Here is a 17,349-nt window from a genome sequence, read left to right as displayed (position 1 = left end):
AAATGATTCAAGAAAAAGGCCGGGTGAAAACCCGGCCTTTTCAATTGGTTATGCTAAAATCCTCAGACTTCGTCATTGCCCGAGAGCAGGATGCCGATCAGCGAGAGCAGGGCGGCTGCGGCTAGATAGTAGCCGACATAGACGAGGCCATAGGTGGTTGCGAGCCATGTGGCGATATAGGGAGCCAGTGACGCGCCGACGATGCCGCCGAGGTTGAAGGTCATCGAGGCACCGGTATAGCGCACGGTGGTCGGGAAGGGCGCAGCCAGCGCGGCGCCGATCGGACCGTAAGTGAATCCCATCAACGCCAGGCCGATGATCGAGCAGATGAAGGCGCCGGCAAGGCCGGCGGTCAGCAGCGACGAGTAGAACAGGCCGAAGATGAGGATGGCGACCGTCGTCAGGATTAGAACCAGACGGCGCGAATAACGGTCCGACAACAGGCCGGAGAGCGGAATGGTCAGGCCGAAAAAGACGACGCCGACAAGCTGAACGACGAGGAACTGGCCCTGCGAATAGCCAAGACCTGTCGGCAGCGGACCGTTGCCCGGAGGCCTGGTGCCCCAGCTCAGCGTAAAGGCCGTCATCAAGTAGAACAGCACGAAGGTCGCAACCGCGATGATGGTGCCGAGGATGAGGCTGCGCAGATGCGAGCGGAAGATGACCGCGATCGGAACGGAAACCCGTTCTTCTTTCTCGATGGCGCGCTGGAATTCCGGGGTTTCCGTAATCTTCAGACGGACATAGAGGCCGACGACGACAAGCACGATGCTGATCAGGAACGGGACGCGCCAACCATAGTCGAGGAAGTCCGCATCGGCCATGCTTTCGCGCAGAATGAGGAAAAGGCCGGCGGACAAGATGAAGCCGATGGGAGCGCCGAGTTGCGGGAACATCGCGTACCAGCTGCGCTTGCCTTCCGGAGCATTTTCCGTGGCGAGCAGCACTGCGCCGCCCCATTCGCCGCCGAGACCAAGACCTTGGCCGAGGCGGCAAAGTGCCAGCAATATCGGTGCGAGGACGCCTATCGACGCATAGGTCGGCAGCAGGCCGATCACCACGGTCGAGAGGCCCATGGTCATCAAGGCTGCGACGAGCGTCGCCTTGCGGCCGATACGGTCACCGAAATGACCGAAGATCATCGCGCCGATCGGACGGGCGAAGAAGGCGATGGAAAAGGTTGCGAAGGACTGCAGCGTTGCAGATGTCGGATCGCTTGCAGGGAAGAACAGCTTCGGAAAGACGATAACCGCCGCCGTCGCATAAACGTAGAAATCGAAGAATTCGATCGTTGTGCCGATAAGGCTCGCGATCAGAACACGCGCCGGGGAATTGGCAACAGCGTTGTTCGATGACGAGGGAGTCGGCGATAAAGGAGATATCGCGTCAGTCATGTTCCCACCATTTTGGACTATTCTAAGGGGTACTTAGCGGACAGAATCTGTCCTTAGCCTAATTTTTGTTCAACGCAAACGCCGACTACGCAAGAAATCATTGGTTGCATGCTATTATTTAGCCGCAATTGTTGATTCGCGAGCAACTGGGCGAGTGTCTGTCACAGCGTGGGCGTGTTTCCGGCGAGGCCTTCCCGGAATCTTTTCATAAATGGCTGATTTTCGCTGCGGTTGAGGGCAAAGGGGAAATATTTCATGCAGAAAAAGCTCATAGCTGAGTTTCTTGGAACATTCTGGCTCGTATTCGGCGGCTGCGGCAGCGCGATCTTCGCAGCGGCATTTCCGAGCCTCGGTATCGGTTTTCTTGGTGTCGCTTTCGCGTTCGGTCTGACTGTGCTGACCATGGCCTTTGCCGTTGGCGGCATATCGGGTGGGCATTTCAATCCAGCCGTGTCGGTCGGTCTGACTGTGGCTGGCCGTTTTCCCGGTAGGCAGCTCATTCCCTATATCGTCGCACAGGTTGTCGGCGCCATTGTCGCTGCAGCCGTGCTTTATCTGATCGCCAGCGGCAAGGCTGACTTTCAGCTCGGCGGCTTTGCCGCGAACGGTTATGGCGAGCATTCTCCCGGTGGCTACTCCATGGTGTCGGCTCTTGTGGCCGAAATCGTGCTGACTTTGTTCTTCCTCGTCGTGATTCTCGGATCGACGAGCGGCAAAGTGCCTGCCGGCTTCGCGCCGATCGCCATCGGCTTGGCGCTGACGCTGATCCACCTGATCTCCATCCCGATCACCAACACCTCGGTCAATCCCGCCCGCTCGACAGGTCAGGCCCTGTTCGTCGGCGGCTGGGCGCTGCAGCAGCTTTGGCTGTTCTGGCTCGCACCGATCGTTGGGGGTGCGTTGGGGGGACTCGTCTGGAAATTGGTCGACGATAGCGAGTAAAATCATCGTGCCTTTTTAAGGCTTTCAGGCCCGCATCGGATCCTTCGATGCGGGCCTCTTTGTTTGAAAAATCTAAATGTAGCGATTTCAAAAGTAGCAACTCTCTGAATCTAATGGCAGAATTCTTTAGATCGGTTTGATTCGAACCATTCGGACATCGGCAGAGCGGCTGAAAGTTAACGAAAGTAAACGCTTCATTAACCTTAATGTCGTTCTAATCGACCTATTGAAAGCGGGGCGAGAATCGCTGTTAGGCGAGGCCCGGCAAAAGCAGAGCAGAGACCGTGAGGTCGGGGGTATTGATGGGTGCCAAGCATGTGGCTGTCCTTTTGGGCGGATTTTCCTCGGAAAGGCCTGTCAGCCTTTCCTCGGGAAAGGCATGCGCCGATGCCCTCGAAGCCGAAGGCTTTCAGGTTACTTGTGTCGACGTCGATCATGATGTCGCCAGCCGTTTGGCCGAGTTGAAGCCCGATGTCGTCTTCAATGCGCTGCATGGGCCTTTCGGCGAAGACGGCACCATCCAGGGTATCCTCGAGTATCTGCAGCTTCCCTATACCCATTCCGGCGTGCTCGCCTCGGCGCTTGCGATGGATAAGGCTCGCGCAAAGACGGTTGCGGCTGCGGCTGGCATTCCTGTTGCAGCTTCGCGCGTCATGGATCGTTTCCGCATCGTCGGCGAGCATCCGATGAAGCCGCCTTATGTTGTCAAGCCGGTGCGCGAAGGGTCGAGCTTCGGTGTCGTGATTGTTAAGGAAGATCAGGCGCATCCGCCGCAAATCGTAACGTCTTCGGAATGGCGTTATGGCGATGAGGTGCTGGTCGAGCGCTATATTCATGGCCGTGAGCTGACCTGTGGCGTCATGGGAGGCAAGGTTCTGGGTGTTACCGAGATCGTACCGCTCGGCCACAGCTTCTACGACTACGACGCCAAGTATGCCAAAGGCGGATCAAAACATGTCCTTCCGGCGGAAATTTCACCGAATCTTTACCAAAAGATACAAACATTATCGTTAAGGGCGCATGAAGCTATCGGCTGCCGCGGCGTCAGTCGATCTGACTTCCGTTTCGATGATCGCTTTTCCGAAGAGGGTGAACTTGTCTGGCTGGAGATCAACACTCAGCCCGGCATGACTCCTACCTCGCTGGTGCCCGAAATGGCCGCTCATGCCGGCTACTCGTTTGGTGAATTTCTCCGGTGGATGGTGGAGGACGCGTCTTGTTTGCGCTGACGGTCAAAAATATGAGGCGGTCCCATCATCGCGTCCCGCTCGCCATCGACGACGTTGAGGATGCGTTCGTTCTGCCGCGCCCGCTGCGTCGCGCCGTTCGCTTCCTGGTCAGCCTCGGTTCGGGCCGCATCAACATCCCTGCTCACACCGGCACGGTTGCGACTGTCATGCTCTTTGCTGTAACCGGCCTCTATGGCATGTCCGTCGGCGGTCACGGTCAGGTGGTTGCGGAGGCGACAACGTCGGCTGCCGGGTTTGCAATCGAGGACGTGAAGGTCTCCGGCAACGACGAGACATCCGAAATCGAAATCCTGCAACTGCTCGGTCTCGATGGTACGACCTCGCTCGTGGCCCTCAATGCGGATGCTGCCCGCCAGAAGATTGCCAATCTGCCCTGGGTTGAGAATGTCGAGGTTCGCAAGGTTTATCCGAGGACCGTCGAGGTGAAGCTGAAAGAGCGCAAGGCCTATGCCATCTGGCAGCACGGCGCTGAGCTTTCGCTGATCCAGAAAGACGGCAGCGTGATTGCGCCGCTGCGCGACAACAAGTTTGCCAAGCTGCCGCTCTTCGTCGGGCGTGATGCGGAGGCCTCGGCGGCTTCTGTCGAGGAGGCGTTTGCCAAGTGGCCTGATATTCATGCTCAGGTAAAGGCATTCGTCCGTGTCGCCGGCCGTCGCTGGGATTTGTACCTGGACAATGGCGTGATCGTCAGGCTGCCGGAAGATAATATCGATGGCGCGCTGGCACGGCTTACCAAGCTCGACAAGGACCAGAACCTTCTGCAGCGCGACATCGCTGCCGTGGATCTTCGTCTCGCAGATCGTACCGCAATAGAATTAACCCCGGACGCAACGCTTCGACGCCAGGCCGCGGTCGATGCAAGAAACAAGGCTTTGAAGAAAGCAGGGCAGGATACATGAGCTTATTCGGTTCGTCCCATTTCGGCCTGCCGCGGTTGAAGCCGCTATCTTCCAAGCGGTCGCACATCGTCTCGGTTCTCGATATCGGCTCGACGAAAGTCGTTTGCATGATCGGCCGTCTGACGCCGCGCGAAGAGAGCCAGGTTCTGCCGAACCGCACGCATAACATCGAGATCATCGGCATCGGTCATCAACGCTCCCGCGGTATCAAGACCGGCGTCATCGCCGACCTCGATGCGCTGGAAGGCGTTGTTCGGCTCTCCGTCGACGCCGCCGAGCGCATGGCCGGCCTCACGGTCGACAGCCTGATCGTCAATGTCTCGGCTGGTCGCCTCGGCAGCGACATCTACACCGCGACCATCGACCTGGGCGGGCAGGAAGTCGAAGCCAACGATCTGAAAAAGGTATTGGCTGCCGCCTGCCAGCAGTCGGTCCGCCAGGAGCGTGCCGTGCTGCATTCGCTGGCGACGGGCTACTCGCTCGACGGCGAGCGCGGCATCCGCGATCCACTGGCGATGTTCGGCGACGCTCTCGGCGTCGACATGCATGTGGTAACTGCCGAGCGCGCAGCGCTTCGCAACCTCGAACTCTGCATCAACCGTGCGCATCTTTCGGTCGAAGGCATGGTGGCGACACCCTATGCAAGCGGCCTTGCCGCTCTCGTCGACGACGAAGTCGAGCTTGGCTGCGCTGCGATCGACATGGGCGGCGGCACGACGACGATCTCTGTCTTTGCCGAAGGTAAGCTGGTGCATACCGATGCCGTCAGTCTTGGCGGCCATCACGTCACCACGGACCTTGCTCGCGGCCTGTCCACCCGCATCGAGGATGCGGAGCGTCTGAAGGTCGTCCATGCCTCCGCGCTCGCCAACTCCTCGGAAGAGCGCGAACTGATTTCCATCCCGCCGATCGGCGAAGATGAGCGTGACCAGCCGACGCAGGTGCCGAAGGCGCTCGTGTCGCGCATCGTCAAGGCTCGTATCGAGGAAACCCTCGAACTCATTCGCGATCGCATCCAGCGTTCGGGCTTCAGCCCGATCGTCGGCAAGCGTGTCGTCCTGACGGGCGGCGCCAGCCAGCTGACCGGTCTGCCTGATGTGGCGCGCCGGGTCCTTGCCCGCAATGTCCGCATCGGTCGTCCGATGGGCGTGTCCGGTCTGCCGACGGCAGCCAAGGGGCCGGCTTTTTCGACGGCGGTCGGCCTGATGATTTATCCGCAGGTCGCAGACATGGAAACACATGCGCCGAGTAGCGGTCTGCTCTCGTCGCTTGGGGGTAACAACAGCCGGATCGGCCGTGTCGGCCAATGGTTGAAAGAGAGTTTTTGAGTGCCTGATCCGGAGATCGTTTCTCCGGGTAAGCGTCAGGCAAGTGAAATCGAGTGAATTGGCCGGCGTGGCGATGCGGCCATAAAGAGAAGGAACGGGTACAATGACTATCAAGCTGCATAAGCCAGATATCACCGAGCTTAAGCCGCGAATCACCGTGTTCGGTGTTGGTGGCGGTGGCGGCAATGCCGTCAACAACATGATCACGGCAGGCTTGCAGGGCGTCGATTTCGTCGTCGCCAACACGGATGCGCAGGCGCTGACCATGACGAAGGCGGAGCGGATCATCCAGCTCGGCGTCAACGTCACGGAAGGCCTCGGCGCCGGTTCGCAGCCGGAAGTCGGCCGTGCAGCCGCTGAAGAGTGCATCGATGAAATCATCGACCACCTCAATGGCACGCATATGTGTTTCGTTACCGCCGGCATGGGCGGTGGCACGGGTACGGGTGCCGCACCGGTCGTCGCACAGGCCGCTCGCAACAAGGGCATCCTGACCGTCGGCGTCGTGACCAAGCCGTTCCACTTCGAAGGCGGCCGCCGTATGCGTCTCGCCGAAATGGGCATCCAGGAACTGCAGAAGTCGGTCGACACGCTGATCGTCATTCCGAACCAGAACCTCTTCCGCATCGCAAACGACAAGACGACTTTCGCCGACGCGTTCTCGATGGCCGACCAGGTCCTTTATTCGGGCGTTGCCTGCATCACCGACCTGATGGTGAAGGAAGGTCTCATCAACCTCGACTTCGCCGACGTCCGTTCGGTCATGCGCGAAATGGGCCGCGCCATGATGGGTACAGGCGAGGCTTCGGGCCAGGGCCGTGCAATGCAGGCTGCCGAAGCCGCCATTGCCAACCCGCTGCTCGACGAAACCTCGATGAAGGGCGCTCAGGGCCTGCTGATCTCGATCACCGGCGGTCGCGACCTCACCCTGTTCGAAGTCGACGAAGCCGCAACCCGCATCCGCGAAGAAGTCGATCCTGACGCCAACATCATCCTCGGCGCCACCTTCGACGAATCGCTTGAGGGCATCATCCGCGTTTCCGTCGTCGCAACCGGCATCGATCGCGCGATGAACGAAGCTGCCGACCGAGGCATGGAATTCCGTCCGGCCGCGAAGCCGGCTATGCGTCCTTCCGCGGCCGCCGCTCCGGTAGCGGCCGCAGCTCAGCCTGCCCATGTCGCGCAGGCCCCAATCGCACAGGCTGCCGCTCCGGCTCCTCGTACTGTGGACCCGGTTGCCCAGACCATTCGTGCGGCTGAGGCCGATCTCGAGCGCGAACTGGAATTCCAGATGGGCCGTCAGGCTCATGTGCAGCAGCAGCCGGTAATGCCGCAGGCCGCAGCGCCGGAAGATAACTTCCGTCCGCAGAGCCGTATCTTCGCAGCAGCTCCCGAGGCTCAGCCGGTCCGTCAGGCTCCGGTTCAGCCGCAGCCCCAGCAGCAGGCGCCTGTCATGCATCAGCAGCCGATCATCCGCCAGGCTCCTGAACAGGTCCGCATGCCGAAGGTCGAGGATTTCCCGCCGGTCGTTAAGGCCGAAATGGAACACCGCGCCCAGCCGGCAGCCCCCCAGGCCACTGAAGAGCGTGGACCGATGGGTCTGCTGAAGCGAATCACCAATTCGCTCGGCCGCCGCGAAGAAGATCCGGCCTTCGATGACATGATGGCCCCGACGAACGCAGCGCCGCAGCGCCGTGCACCGTCGCCGGAAGCCAGCCTCTACGCTCCGCGTCGCGGCAACCTCGACGACCAGGGTCGTCAGGCTCCGCAGGCACGCATGGCGAGCCATGAAGACGATCAGCTCGAGATTCCGGCCTTCCTGCGCCGCCAGTCGAACTGACTTGATGCTGAACGACCTTTTAATAGGTTGCTAACCATCTTGACGAAATCCGGGGTCGCAAGGCTCCGGATTTCCCTATTTTAGACTTGCTGCTACATCCGAGATTATCAAACAAATTCAATAGGCTGCTTTCGTAACAATGCGAAAGAAACAGTGATTTGGAATGCGATGCCCCGGCGCGTATGTAGATACCAAGCAAGCCTGCGGAATCACATTTGACAACAAACTCATGTGACGGAGCGGGATAGTTAACAGACTGAGCCGGCGAGAAGGGTAAGCGTCCGAAGATGGCCACCCGGCATGGATCAGACAGACGAAGGCAGAATTATATGGCAATTGGATTGCTAGGTTTTCAGACCACGATTGCAAACCCTGTGACACTTTCGGGTATCGGCGTTCATTCCGGCGCCAATGTGTCGATTACGTTCTATCCCGCTGAGGCAGGCACCGGTGTCGTTTTCCAGCGCCTGCATGGCAATGGCGATGTGACCGAGCTGCGCGCCGTTTCCTCGCAGGTCGGCAATACGGATCTCTGCACGGTTCTCGGCTTTTCTCCGGCGCGCTCCGTTGCGACGGTCGAGCATGTCATGGCTGCGATCTACGCGGTCGGCCTCGATAACGTCGTCGTGGAAGTCACCGGCTCCGAAATGCCGATCATGGACGGCAGCTCCTATCCCTTCATCGAAGCCATCGAGCAGGTCGGCATCGTCTCGCTCAGCGCCAAGCGCCGCTATATCCGCGTCACCAAGCCCGTCCGTATCGAGGCTGGCGGCTCCTGGTGCGAGTTTCGCCCGTATGACGGCACGCGATTCGAGGTCGAGATCGATTTCGAATGCCCGCTGATCGGCCGCCAGAAATGGGAAGGCGACCTGACCGCCGCGACCTTCAAGACCGAACTGTCGCGCGCCCGCACCTTCGGCTTCATGCGCGATGTCGAACGCCTGTGGGCTTCGGGCCACGCGCTGGGTTCGTCGCTTGAGAATTCCGTCGTCATCTCCGACGACAACACGGTTATCAACGTCGAGGGCCTGCGTTACGCCAAGGATGAGTTCGTTCGTCACAAGACGCTCGATGCCGTTGGAGATCTCGCGCTTGCGGGCGCGCAGTTCATCGGCCACTACCGCTCCTATCGCGGCGGCCATCGGATGAACGCGAATGCTCTGAAGGCGCTGCTGAGCGATCCGAGTGCTTATGACGTGGTCGAATCCTCGGCACAGCGTCAGCGTGCCCACAGCCGCGATTTCGTTCCGGTGAATGCCCCGGAATTCGCGCCCTGGTCGGCGTGATCTTTCGCAATCGTGATGAAATAGAGTGCCGCTCCGATGAGGAGCGGCTCTTTTTTTGACAGGAGACTCACAAGCTTAGTCTTTGGTCGGAGCAAGACATGAAAGTCAGTCAGACCGGCAAAGAAATTCCCTGTTAAAACAGTGATTAAAGCCTGCGGAATCCGGTCTTTGCCACAAAAATGCGTTAATGCATCATCAATGCGTTGCCCTGATGGTGTTTTTGCGGCTAGAAACGCCAGCGAGAGAACGCCGTCTCTGCAACGACGGCTAGTGGGACAGTGATCCGATGAGTTTTGCAAGGTCTGAAAGCATGAATATCGCAGCACGGGCTTTGCTCGTATCGCTTCTCCTGGCTGGTACCAGTGCTGTGGTGACCGGTTGTAATACGAAGAAGGATATCGACATCACCAAGCTCGGTGTCGATACCGATCCGCCGGAATTGCTCTACAATCAGGGCCTTGCCAACATCAAGGCTGGCAACATGACCGAGGCCGGCAAGAAGTTCGACGCCATCAACCAGCAGCAGCCCTTCTCCGAATGGGCGCGCAAGGCGATGGTGATGAGCACCTTCGTGAAGTTCCGTACGGGTCGCTACGACGACGCCGTACAGACAGGCAACAGCTACCTGCGGCAGTATCCGGCCTCTGAAGATGCCGATTACGTCCAGTATCTGGTCGGTTCGTCCTATGCCAAGCAGATCGTCGACGTCACGCAGGACCAGCGTGCGGCGCAGCAGACGATGGAGGCGATGGGCAAGCTGGTCACCAACTATCCGAAGTCGCAATATGTCAGCGACGCACAGGAGAAGATCCGCTTTGCCCGTGACCAGCTCGCCGGCAAGGAAATGCAGGTCGGACGCTACTATCTTGAGCGCAAGGACTATCTTGCCGCCATCTCCCGCTTCCGCATCGTCGTTGAGAAGTATCCGACGACCAACCAGATCGAGGAAGCTTTGGCGCGTCTGGTCGAGGCCTATTACGCGATGGGCATCTTGCCTGAGGCCCAGACGGCAGCGGCCGTTCTCGGCCATAACTATCCGGACAGCCGCTGGTATAAGGATTCCTATGCGCTGCTGAAGAAGGGTGGCGTGGAGCCGAGCGAAAACTCCGGTTCTTGGATTTCCAGAGCGGGCAAGAAACTTCTTCTTGGGACGTGAGATTGAGCGCAGATGCTGATCCAGCTTTCGATCCGCGATATCGTTCTGATCGAGCGGCTGGATCTTGCCTTCGAGTCCGGACTTTCTGTGCTGACCGGCGAGACGGGTGCGGGCAAATCCATCCTGCTTGACAGCCTGTCGCTGGCCCTTGGCGGGCGCGGCGATGGCGGGCTCGTGCGTCACGGCGAGGACCGCGGCCAGGTGACGGCGGTTTTCGACGTCGGCACGCAACATCCCGCCCGCAAGCTTCTGCGCGAAAACGGTATCGATGACGACGGCGATCTCATCTTCCGCCGTGTCCAATCGGCCGATGGCCGCACCAAGGCCTTTGTCAACGATCAGGCGCTCAGCGTTCAGCTCATGCGTCAGATCGGGCAGCTTCTCGTCGAAATTCACGGGCAGCACGACGACCGCGCGCTTGTCGATACGGATGCGCATCGCATGCTGCTCGATGCTTTCGCCGGTCTTGTGGAAGAGGCGCAAGGGGTCGGCAGGCTTTACAGGACATGGCGCGATAACGAGCGCACCTTGAAGAAGCACAGGGAGCAGGTGGAAAGGGCGGCCCGCGAGGCCGACTATCTGCGCGCTTCCGTCGAAGAGCTGGAGAAGCTGTCGCCGCAGGACGGCGAAGAGGACGAGCTGGCCGAAAAGCGCTCGCGGATGATGAAGGCCGAGCGCATCGCCGGCGATATCGCCGAGGCTTCGGAATTCCTGAACGGCAATGCCTCGCCCGTGCCGCATATAGCTTCGCTGGTCCGCCGGCTCGAGCGCAAGAGCCATGAGGCGCCGGGCTTGCTGGAGGATACCGTGGCGCTGCTCGACGCGGCTCTCGACCAGCTCTCCAATGCACAGATGGAAGTAGAGACCGCGCTGCGCAAGACGGAATACGATCCGCGCGAACTTGAGCGGGTCGAGGAGCGGCTATTTGCGCTGCGCGCAGCGTCGCGCAAATATTCGGTGCCGGTCAGCGAGCTTCCGGCTCTCGCCGAGCGCATGGTTTCCGATCTTGCCGATGTCGATGCTGGCGAAGAAAAGCTGGCCCGCCTGGATGCCGAGCTGGCGGCCGCAAAGGCGGAATATGATGTTGCAGCGCGCAGCCTCTCGGAAAAGCGCCATCACGCGGGAGAAGCCCTTGCCGCCGCCGTCATGGCGGAATTGCCGGCACTGAAGCTCGAGCGGGCGCGTTTCATGGTGGAGATCACCAGCGATCCCGAAGCCGGTACGGCTGATGGCATCGATGTCGTCGAGTTCCATGTTCAGACCAATCCGGGCACGCGTCCAGGTCCGATCACCAAGGTTGCATCCGGTGGCGAGCTGTCGCGCTTCCTGCTCGCGCTGAAAGTAGCGCTCGCCGATCGCGGCTCGGCGCCGACACTCGTCTTCGACGAAATCGACACCGGCGTCGGCGGCGCTGTCGCCGATGCGATCGGCCAGCGGCTGAAGCGCCTGTCCGATCGTGTGCAGGTGCTTTCCGTCACCCATGCGCCGCAGGTCGCTGCGCGCGCCGCGACGCATCTGCTGATCTCCAAGGGACCGGTCGCGGATGGCTCGGAAAAGATTTCCACGCGCGTTGCGACGATGGAGCCGAAGGACCGCACCGAGGAAATCGCCCGCATGCTTGCAGGCGCTTCGGTGACCGAAGAGGCGAGGGCGGCTGCCAAGCGTTTGCTCTCGGGCAACGGCTGACGCGCCTTATCTCAGCGTTCGATTTTTCCCTTTGTTTTGAGTGCTCCGAACGGAAAACTGCTTCGCACTTTTTCTCGAAGTGCTCTAAAACATCTCCGAAATCGGGGAGTGTCGATTCATGAGCACCGAACAGAAGCCCGTCGAGGATTTGACCGAAGAGGAAGCGGCGGCGGCACTCGCCTATCTGGCCGCCGAGATCGCGCGCAACGATGCGCTTTATCACGGCAAGGATGCGCCGGAGATCTCGGATGCGGACTATGATGCGCTGAAGCGGCGCAACGACGCCATCGAGGTCCGGTTTCCCGCCCTGATTCGCACCGACAGCCCGTCGCGGCGGGTCGGTGCCGCTCCATCGGAGACTTTTGCCCCCGTCGTTCATGCAAGACCGATGCTGTCGCTCGACAATACGTTCTCGCAGGAGGATGTGGAGGATTTCGTCGCCAGCGTCTATCGCTTCCTCGGCCGCCTGCCGGACAATTCGATCGCTTTCACTGCCGAGCCGAAGATCGATGGCCTGTCCATGTCCATCCGCTATGAGAACGGCCGGATGGTGAGTGCTGCGACGCGTGGCGACGGCACGACAGGCGAAAATGTCACCGCCAATATCAGAACCATCAAGGAAATCCCCCAGACACTGCCCGCGGGCGCGCCCGCTGTCGTCGAGGTACGTGGCGAGGTCTACATGGCCAAGAGCGACTTCCTGGCGCTGAACGCGCAGATGGAGGCCGAGGGCAAGCAAACCTACGTCAACCCGCGCAACACGGCGGCGGGGTCGCTGCGTCAGCTCGATGCGAAGGTGACGGCCAGCCGCAAGCTGAAATTCTTTGCCTATGCCTGGGGAGAAATATCGGACATACCTTCCGATACGCAATACGGCATGGTGCAGGTCTTCAAATCCTGGGGGTTCCCGGTCAATCCGCTGATGGAACGGCTGAATTCCGTTGCCGACATTCTCGGCCACTATGAGGAGATCGGCCTGCAACGGCCGGATCTCGACTACGATATCGACGGGGTCGTCTACAAGGTCGACAGTCTGGAGCTGCAGGGTCGTCTCGGCTTCCGTTCACGCTCGCCGCGCTGGGCGACGGCGCACAAGTTTCCGGCGGAGCAGGCATTCACGCGGCTGGTCGATATCGATATCCAGGTCGGCCGCACGGGAGCGTTGACGCCGGTGGCGCGACTGGAGCCGATCACCGTCGGCGGCGTCGTCGTCACCAATGCGACGCTGCACAATGCCGACTACATCAAGGGTATCGGCAACAAGGGCGAGCCGATCCGCGATGGCCGCGATATCCGCGTCGGCGACATGGTGATCGTGCAGCGGGCAGGCGACGTCATCCCTCAGATCGTCGATGTCGTGATGGAGAAACGCGAGCCATCGAGCGTCTCCTATGAATTTCCGAAAGTTTGCCCGGTTTGCGGCAGCCATGCGGTGCGGGACATCAACGAGAAAACAGGCAAGGTCGATGCCGTAACACGGTGTACGGGCGGCTTCATCTGCCGGGCGCAGGCGACCGAGCATCTCAAGCATTTCGTCTCGCGCAATGCCTACGACATCGAAGGTTTGGGCTCGAAGCAGATCGACTTCTTTTTCGAGAGCGAAGATCCGGCACTGCAGATCAGGACCGCGCCTGACATCTTCACCCTCGAGAAGCGCCAGCAATCGTCGCTTGCGAAGCTGGAAAATATCGACGGCTTCGGCAAGGTCAGCGTCGGCAAGCTTTATGCCGCCATCAACGAGAGGCGGCAGATTGCCTTGCACCGCTTCATCTTCGCGCTCGGTATCCGTCATGTCGGCGAGACGACCGCCAAGCTGCTTGCACGCTCCTACGGGACGTACCAAGCCTTCGAGGTGGCGATGAAAGAGGCGGCCCCGCTTTCAGGCGATGCGTGGAACGATCTCAACAATATCGAGGGTATCGGCGAGGTGGTGGCGCGCGCCGTCGTCGAATTCTACAAGGAGCCACGCAATACCGACGTGATCGCGAAGCTGCTGGGACAGGTTCAGCCGCAGGAGGCAGAGCAGCCGGTGATATCGGGCAGCCCAGTTGCCGGCAAGACGGTGGTTTTTACCGGTTCGCTGGAAAAATTCACGCGCGACGAGGCCAAGGCCAAGGCGGAAAGCCTGGGCGCCAAGGTTTCCGGCTCGGTGTCGAAGAAGACGGATATCGTCGTGGCAGGCCCGGGCGCCGGCTCGAAGCTCGACAAGGCCCGGGAGTTCAATGTCCAGGTTCTGACCGAGGACGAGTGGCTGGATCTGATCGGCGGCTAATAGAGGGCGGCATGGTTATGATCTGCCGCCCTCGATCAATCAAAATCTCATGCGTGCCATCGTGAATGCGTCCACATATTCGCCGTTGCGGAATGCAAAGGCGCGCAGTCGGCCCTCGGTTTCGAAGCCGAATTTCTCGTAGAGCCGGATCGCCGGTGCATTGTCGACGAAGACGGTCAGTTCCAGGCGCTTGATCGCCAGCCAGTTGTCGGCGCTGTCGACAAGCGCGGCAAGAAGCGCTGAGCCGACACCGCAGCCCGTGAAATCGTCGTGCACACCCATGCCGATCTGGCCGATGTGCATCCGTCGTCCGGAAAGCCGGTTGAGGCCGGCATTGCCGACGACTTGTTCGTTGACCTCCGCGACAAGGCGGGTCGAGTTGGGGGCGGGCTTTTCCAGCCATTCCCGGGTTTCCTCGACGCTTTGAAAGGGCAGGCGCAAGGTGCCGGCGCGGAAACCGGGAAGATTGGCGATCGCTGCTATCGCTTCGGCATCGGACGGGCGTGTTGCACGAATCTCGATCGGGCCGACTTTGCCTGATCGTCGTTTAACGGGTTCTCGTTCTTCGAAAGACATGGGCTCTCCTTGGTATTGGGGAGGAGAGCTAGGGAGGTTTCAACCCTGCTCGCCTCGGCAGGGTTGAGATGGATCGCAGTCAGCTCAGCGCAACACAGCTTCCACTCGCCCTGCAAGGGGAGAGATGGTGATAAGATGCATTACCGTGGTACGAATTGCGATCATGGCGCGATGATCCGATGCGATGGCGCCATTGTCAATTGTCTTCCGCCAATTTTGCCACCGCCGATTACGGCCGCACCTCCCAAAGTTCGCTTGACAGGCAACCATTTGGTTGCCTATAAGATGGAAATAGGCAACCAAATGGTTCCGTATTTCGATGAATGATGACGCAGTTTTCAAGGCTCTGGCGGATACCAGTCGGCGGCAATTGCTGGATCGGCTTCATGAGCGCAACGGCCAGACGCTGAATGCGCTTTGCGAAGATCTGGCCATGACCCGACAGGCCGTGGCGAAGCACCTCGCCATTCTGGAGGAGGCCAATCTGGTATCGACCGCGAAGCAGGGGCGGGAGAAGCTGCATTTCATCAATTCGGTGCCGATCAACGAGATTGCCGAACGCTGGATCAGCAAATTCGAGCGCCGGCAGCTGAGCGCGCTCTCGGCATTGAAGAAGGCTCTCGAAGGCGAGAGCGGTTCATAAGCCACTCAGGCAAGAATAGTGAAACAAGGAGAAATGGCATGACTGGAAGCAAATTCGTCTACGTCACCTTCATCCGCACTTCGCCGGAGAAGCTCTGGTCGGCGCTGACGACGCCGGAATTCATCAGGCAATACTGGTTCGACATGACGCACGAGACCGATTGGAAAGTCGGCTCGCCGTGGAAGATGCTTTTTCCCGATGGCCGAGTTGCCGACACTGGGGAAATCGCGGAATTCGAACCGCCGCGGCGCATCGCCTTTAAATGGCGCAATGAATTCAGGCCGGAGCTGAAAGCCGAGGGCTGGTCGCGCTGTGTCATGGAGCTGGAGCCTGCCGACGGCGCCGTGAAGCTGACGGTCACCCACACGATCGAACTTGAGAATTCCAAGTTCATCGAAGCGGTCTCCGGCGGCTGGCCGAAGATCTTGTCCAATCTGAAGTCGTTGCTGGAGACGGGCAGGATTGCAATCGAGAGCAAGTGAGTGCGGTCTTTTCATGCCGGGAAGCGCCATTGTTTCAGCGATGGCGCTTCTCGACGGGAATTGCCGCTGACGCCTTTCAACAGGCATTGCTTTGCGGTTCGCAATCTCTTGCATCGGTCATTTGCCATCTTACCTTAGCGGAGCCGCTCTTGCTCCCTGCGGCTGATGTTGGAGGATGATCGATGACTTCACTGAAATTCTGCGCCGCCATTGCTGCATCTTTCTTGACCCTTGCGCCCGTTTCCGCCTCCGCCGAGGTGGTCGGCAAGGTTGGCGTGGACTGGACGGGTAACGATATTCTGGTCGATGCCGTACCGGATCCGGAGGTTTCGGGCGTCACCTGCCATGTGACCTATTTCGATCGCAGCGTTATCGACCGGTTGCGCAAGGGCAACTGGTTCGAAGATCCCTCCAACAATTCTATCGCCTGCCGCCAGACAGGGCCGATCGAGATCGGCAATATCAGCCTGTCGCAGAGCGGCGAAGAGGTGTTCCGCGCCGGGTTGTCGCTAATCTGGAAGAAGCTGGTCGTCACACGCATCTACGACAAGAAGAACGATACGTTGGTCTATCTCATCCACTCGCGCCAGCTGACGGATGGCTCGGCCAAAATGGCGATTTCAACGATACCTCTGTTCGGCCAGAACGTGACATGGAAGAGCGGCAAGCCAAAATAGAGTTACCAGGATACCTCAATGACAACCGATAGAAGGATAATACCAAAAAAAGTCATACTCTTGGGTTGTCGAATTCCTTCTGGTTGCTTTCGGTCTGCACCTTTTTGATGCAATTTCGAAGACGAACAGGGGAGCGACTCTTCCGCTTGTTCACGGCCTGCATGACTGGCGCGTTGGCTACACCCCTGCCAATGCTGGTCTCATAAAAATCGATCGCCCTGAAGCGAGGCTCCAGGGCGATTTTCTTTTGTGCTGAGCTCAGGCGCGCCGCGATCTTTCAGATTCGCGACATGCGCTTTAAGTGTTTGATTTTTTTGCATGTCGTTGTCGCAAAACCGCAGCACACTTTTGTGCGACGTGCTTTATTGACGTTACGCAGCTTGTGCCAGCTGATCGGCAATGATCGTGTCGAGGTTGAGGAAGCAGACCATCGATTTTTCCAGAGCGACGATGCCGCGGCAGAAGGCGCGCTGTGCTTCCGGAACAATTTCCGGCGCCGGCTGCAGATCCTCGCTTTTGATGGTCATCATGTCGGAAACCTGTTCGACCAGAAGGCCGACGAGCTTGCCGGCAATATCCGTGACGATGATCGCCGAACGCTCGGAGGGCTCCGTCATCTTCATGCCGAGACGGCAAGCCATATCGATGACCGGGATCACGGCACCGCGCAGGTTGATCAGGCCGAGCACGTAAGGCGGCGTGTGCGGCATCGGCGTCACCGGCGCCCAGCCGCGGATTTCGCGGATGGCCATGATGTCGATGCAGAACTCCTGATCGCCGAGGTGGAAGGAGACGATTTCCAGATAGGCGCCGGCTTGTTTGATGGCGTTCGTCATGATTGAAGGCTTCCCGTTTGGCGCCGCTGGCAAAAGGCGCTGGCGATTGAAAAGAAAGATCGGCTGAAGCAGCTTGAGCAGC

Annotated in this window: 15 protein-coding genes; 12 read left to right on the top strand and 3 right to left on the bottom strand. The window is 59.5% G+C overall.

Annotated elements, in window-relative coordinates:
- Positions 1 to 62 precede the first annotated feature (62 nt).
- Positions 63 to 1,394: an MFS transporter gene (locus tag RHSP_RS10290; protein WP_004116049.1), complete on the bottom strand. Its 1,332-nt coding sequence runs from the start codon at positions 1,392 to 1,394 to the stop codon at positions 63 to 65.
- A gap of 255 nt (positions 1,395 to 1,649) precedes the next feature.
- Between RHSP_RS10290 and aqpZ the strand changes: the two genes are divergently transcribed.
- The 9 genes from aqpZ to ligA all read left to right on the top strand — a co-directional run bounded on the left by aqpZ (position 1,650) and on the right by ligA (position 14,053).
- Positions 1,650 to 2,336, top strand: a complete 687-nt coding sequence (aqpZ, locus tag RHSP_RS10285) for an aquaporin Z (protein ID WP_004116048.1) — start codon at positions 1,650 to 1,652, stop codon at positions 2,334 to 2,336.
- Positions 2,337 to 2,638: 302 nt separating this feature from the next.
- A complete protein-coding gene (locus RHSP_RS10280; protein ID WP_004116047.1) occupies positions 2,639 to 3,565 on the top strand; it encodes a D-alanine--D-alanine ligase in 927 nt (308 codons plus the stop codon).
- Positions 3,553 to 4,485: a cell division protein FtsQ/DivIB gene (locus RHSP_RS10275; protein ID WP_004116046.1), complete on the top strand. Its 933-nt coding sequence runs from the start codon at positions 3,553 to 3,555 to the stop codon at positions 4,483 to 4,485. Before RHSP_RS10280 ends, RHSP_RS10275 begins: the two co-directional genes overlap by 13 nt.
- Positions 4,482 to 5,813, top strand: coding sequence for a cell division protein FtsA (gene ftsA, locus RHSP_RS10270; RefSeq protein ID WP_037151052.1), 1,332 nt, complete (start codon positions 4,482 to 4,484; stop codon positions 5,811 to 5,813). The genes RHSP_RS10275 and ftsA overlap by 4 nt, the downstream gene beginning before the upstream one ends.
- A gap of 103 nt (positions 5,814 to 5,916) precedes the next feature.
- Positions 5,917 to 7,653 (top strand): cell division protein FtsZ, encoded by a 1,737-nt coding sequence (gene ftsZ, locus RHSP_RS10265; RefSeq protein ID WP_037151049.1) that lies wholly within the window; start codon positions 5,917 to 5,919, stop codon positions 7,651 to 7,653.
- Between the two features lie 329 nt (positions 7,654 to 7,982).
- A complete protein-coding gene (gene lpxC / locus RHSP_RS10260; RefSeq protein WP_004116040.1) occupies positions 7,983 to 8,939 on the top strand; it encodes a UDP-3-O-acyl-N-acetylglucosamine deacetylase in 957 nt (318 codons plus the stop codon).
- 286 nt (positions 8,940 to 9,225) lie between these two features.
- On the top strand, positions 9,226 to 10,095 hold the full coding sequence (locus RHSP_RS10255) for an outer membrane protein assembly factor BamD (protein ID WP_004116038.1): 870 nt from the start codon (positions 9,226 to 9,228) through the stop codon (positions 10,093 to 10,095).
- Positions 10,096 to 10,107: 12 nt separating this feature from the next.
- On the top strand, positions 10,108 to 11,781 hold the full coding sequence (gene recN / locus RHSP_RS10250) for a DNA repair protein RecN (RefSeq protein ID WP_004116037.1): 1,674 nt from the start codon (positions 10,108 to 10,110) through the stop codon (positions 11,779 to 11,781).
- Positions 11,782 to 11,899: 118 nt separating this feature from the next.
- Entirely contained in the window at positions 11,900 to 14,053 is a 2,154-nt protein-coding gene (gene ligA, locus RHSP_RS10245) for an NAD-dependent DNA ligase LigA (RefSeq protein ID WP_004116035.1), read from the top strand.
- A gap of 39 nt (positions 14,054 to 14,092) precedes the next feature.
- Here ligA and RHSP_RS10240 read toward each other — a convergent pair whose 3' ends face one another.
- Positions 14,093 to 14,629 carry a GNAT family N-acetyltransferase gene (locus RHSP_RS10240; protein WP_004116033.1) on the bottom strand — a complete coding sequence of 179 codons (537 nt, stop codon included), beginning with the start codon at positions 14,627 to 14,629 and terminating at the stop codon, positions 14,093 to 14,095.
- A gap of 319 nt (positions 14,630 to 14,948) precedes the next feature.
- Here RHSP_RS10240 and RHSP_RS10235 point away from each other — a divergent pair, with 319 nt between their 5' ends.
- The 3 genes from RHSP_RS10235 to RHSP_RS10225 all read left to right on the top strand — a co-directional run bounded on the left by RHSP_RS10235 (position 14,949) and on the right by RHSP_RS10225 (position 16,431).
- Positions 14,949 to 15,272: an ArsR/SmtB family transcription factor gene (locus tag RHSP_RS10235; RefSeq protein WP_004116031.1), complete on the top strand. Its 324-nt coding sequence runs from the start codon at positions 14,949 to 14,951 to the stop codon at positions 15,270 to 15,272.
- A gap of 38 nt (positions 15,273 to 15,310) precedes the next feature.
- Positions 15,311 to 15,754 carry an SRPBCC family protein gene (locus RHSP_RS10230; RefSeq protein ID WP_004116029.1) on the top strand — a complete coding sequence of 148 codons (444 nt, stop codon included), beginning with the start codon at positions 15,311 to 15,313 and terminating at the stop codon, positions 15,752 to 15,754.
- Positions 15,755 to 15,936: 182 nt separating this feature from the next.
- Positions 15,937 to 16,431, top strand: a complete 495-nt coding sequence (locus RHSP_RS10225) for a CreA family protein (RefSeq protein ID WP_004116027.1) — start codon at positions 15,937 to 15,939, stop codon at positions 16,429 to 16,431.
- 371 nt (positions 16,432 to 16,802) lie between these two features.
- Here the strand turns inward: RHSP_RS10225 and RHSP_RS10220 are convergent, their stop codons facing one another.
- Entirely contained in the window at positions 16,803 to 17,267 is a 465-nt protein-coding gene (locus RHSP_RS10220; RefSeq protein ID WP_004116025.1) for a chemotaxis protein CheW, read from the bottom strand.
- Between the last annotated feature and the right edge of the window lie 82 nt (positions 17,268 to 17,349).

Source organism: Rhizobium freirei PRF 81, from assembly GCF_000359745.1.
GTDB classification, from domain to species: Bacteria; Pseudomonadota; Alphaproteobacteria; order Rhizobiales; family Rhizobiaceae; genus Rhizobium; species Rhizobium freirei.
The sequence above is the reverse complement of the archived record's forward strand: the minus strand, read 5'-3'. Positions and strand labels throughout refer to the sequence as shown.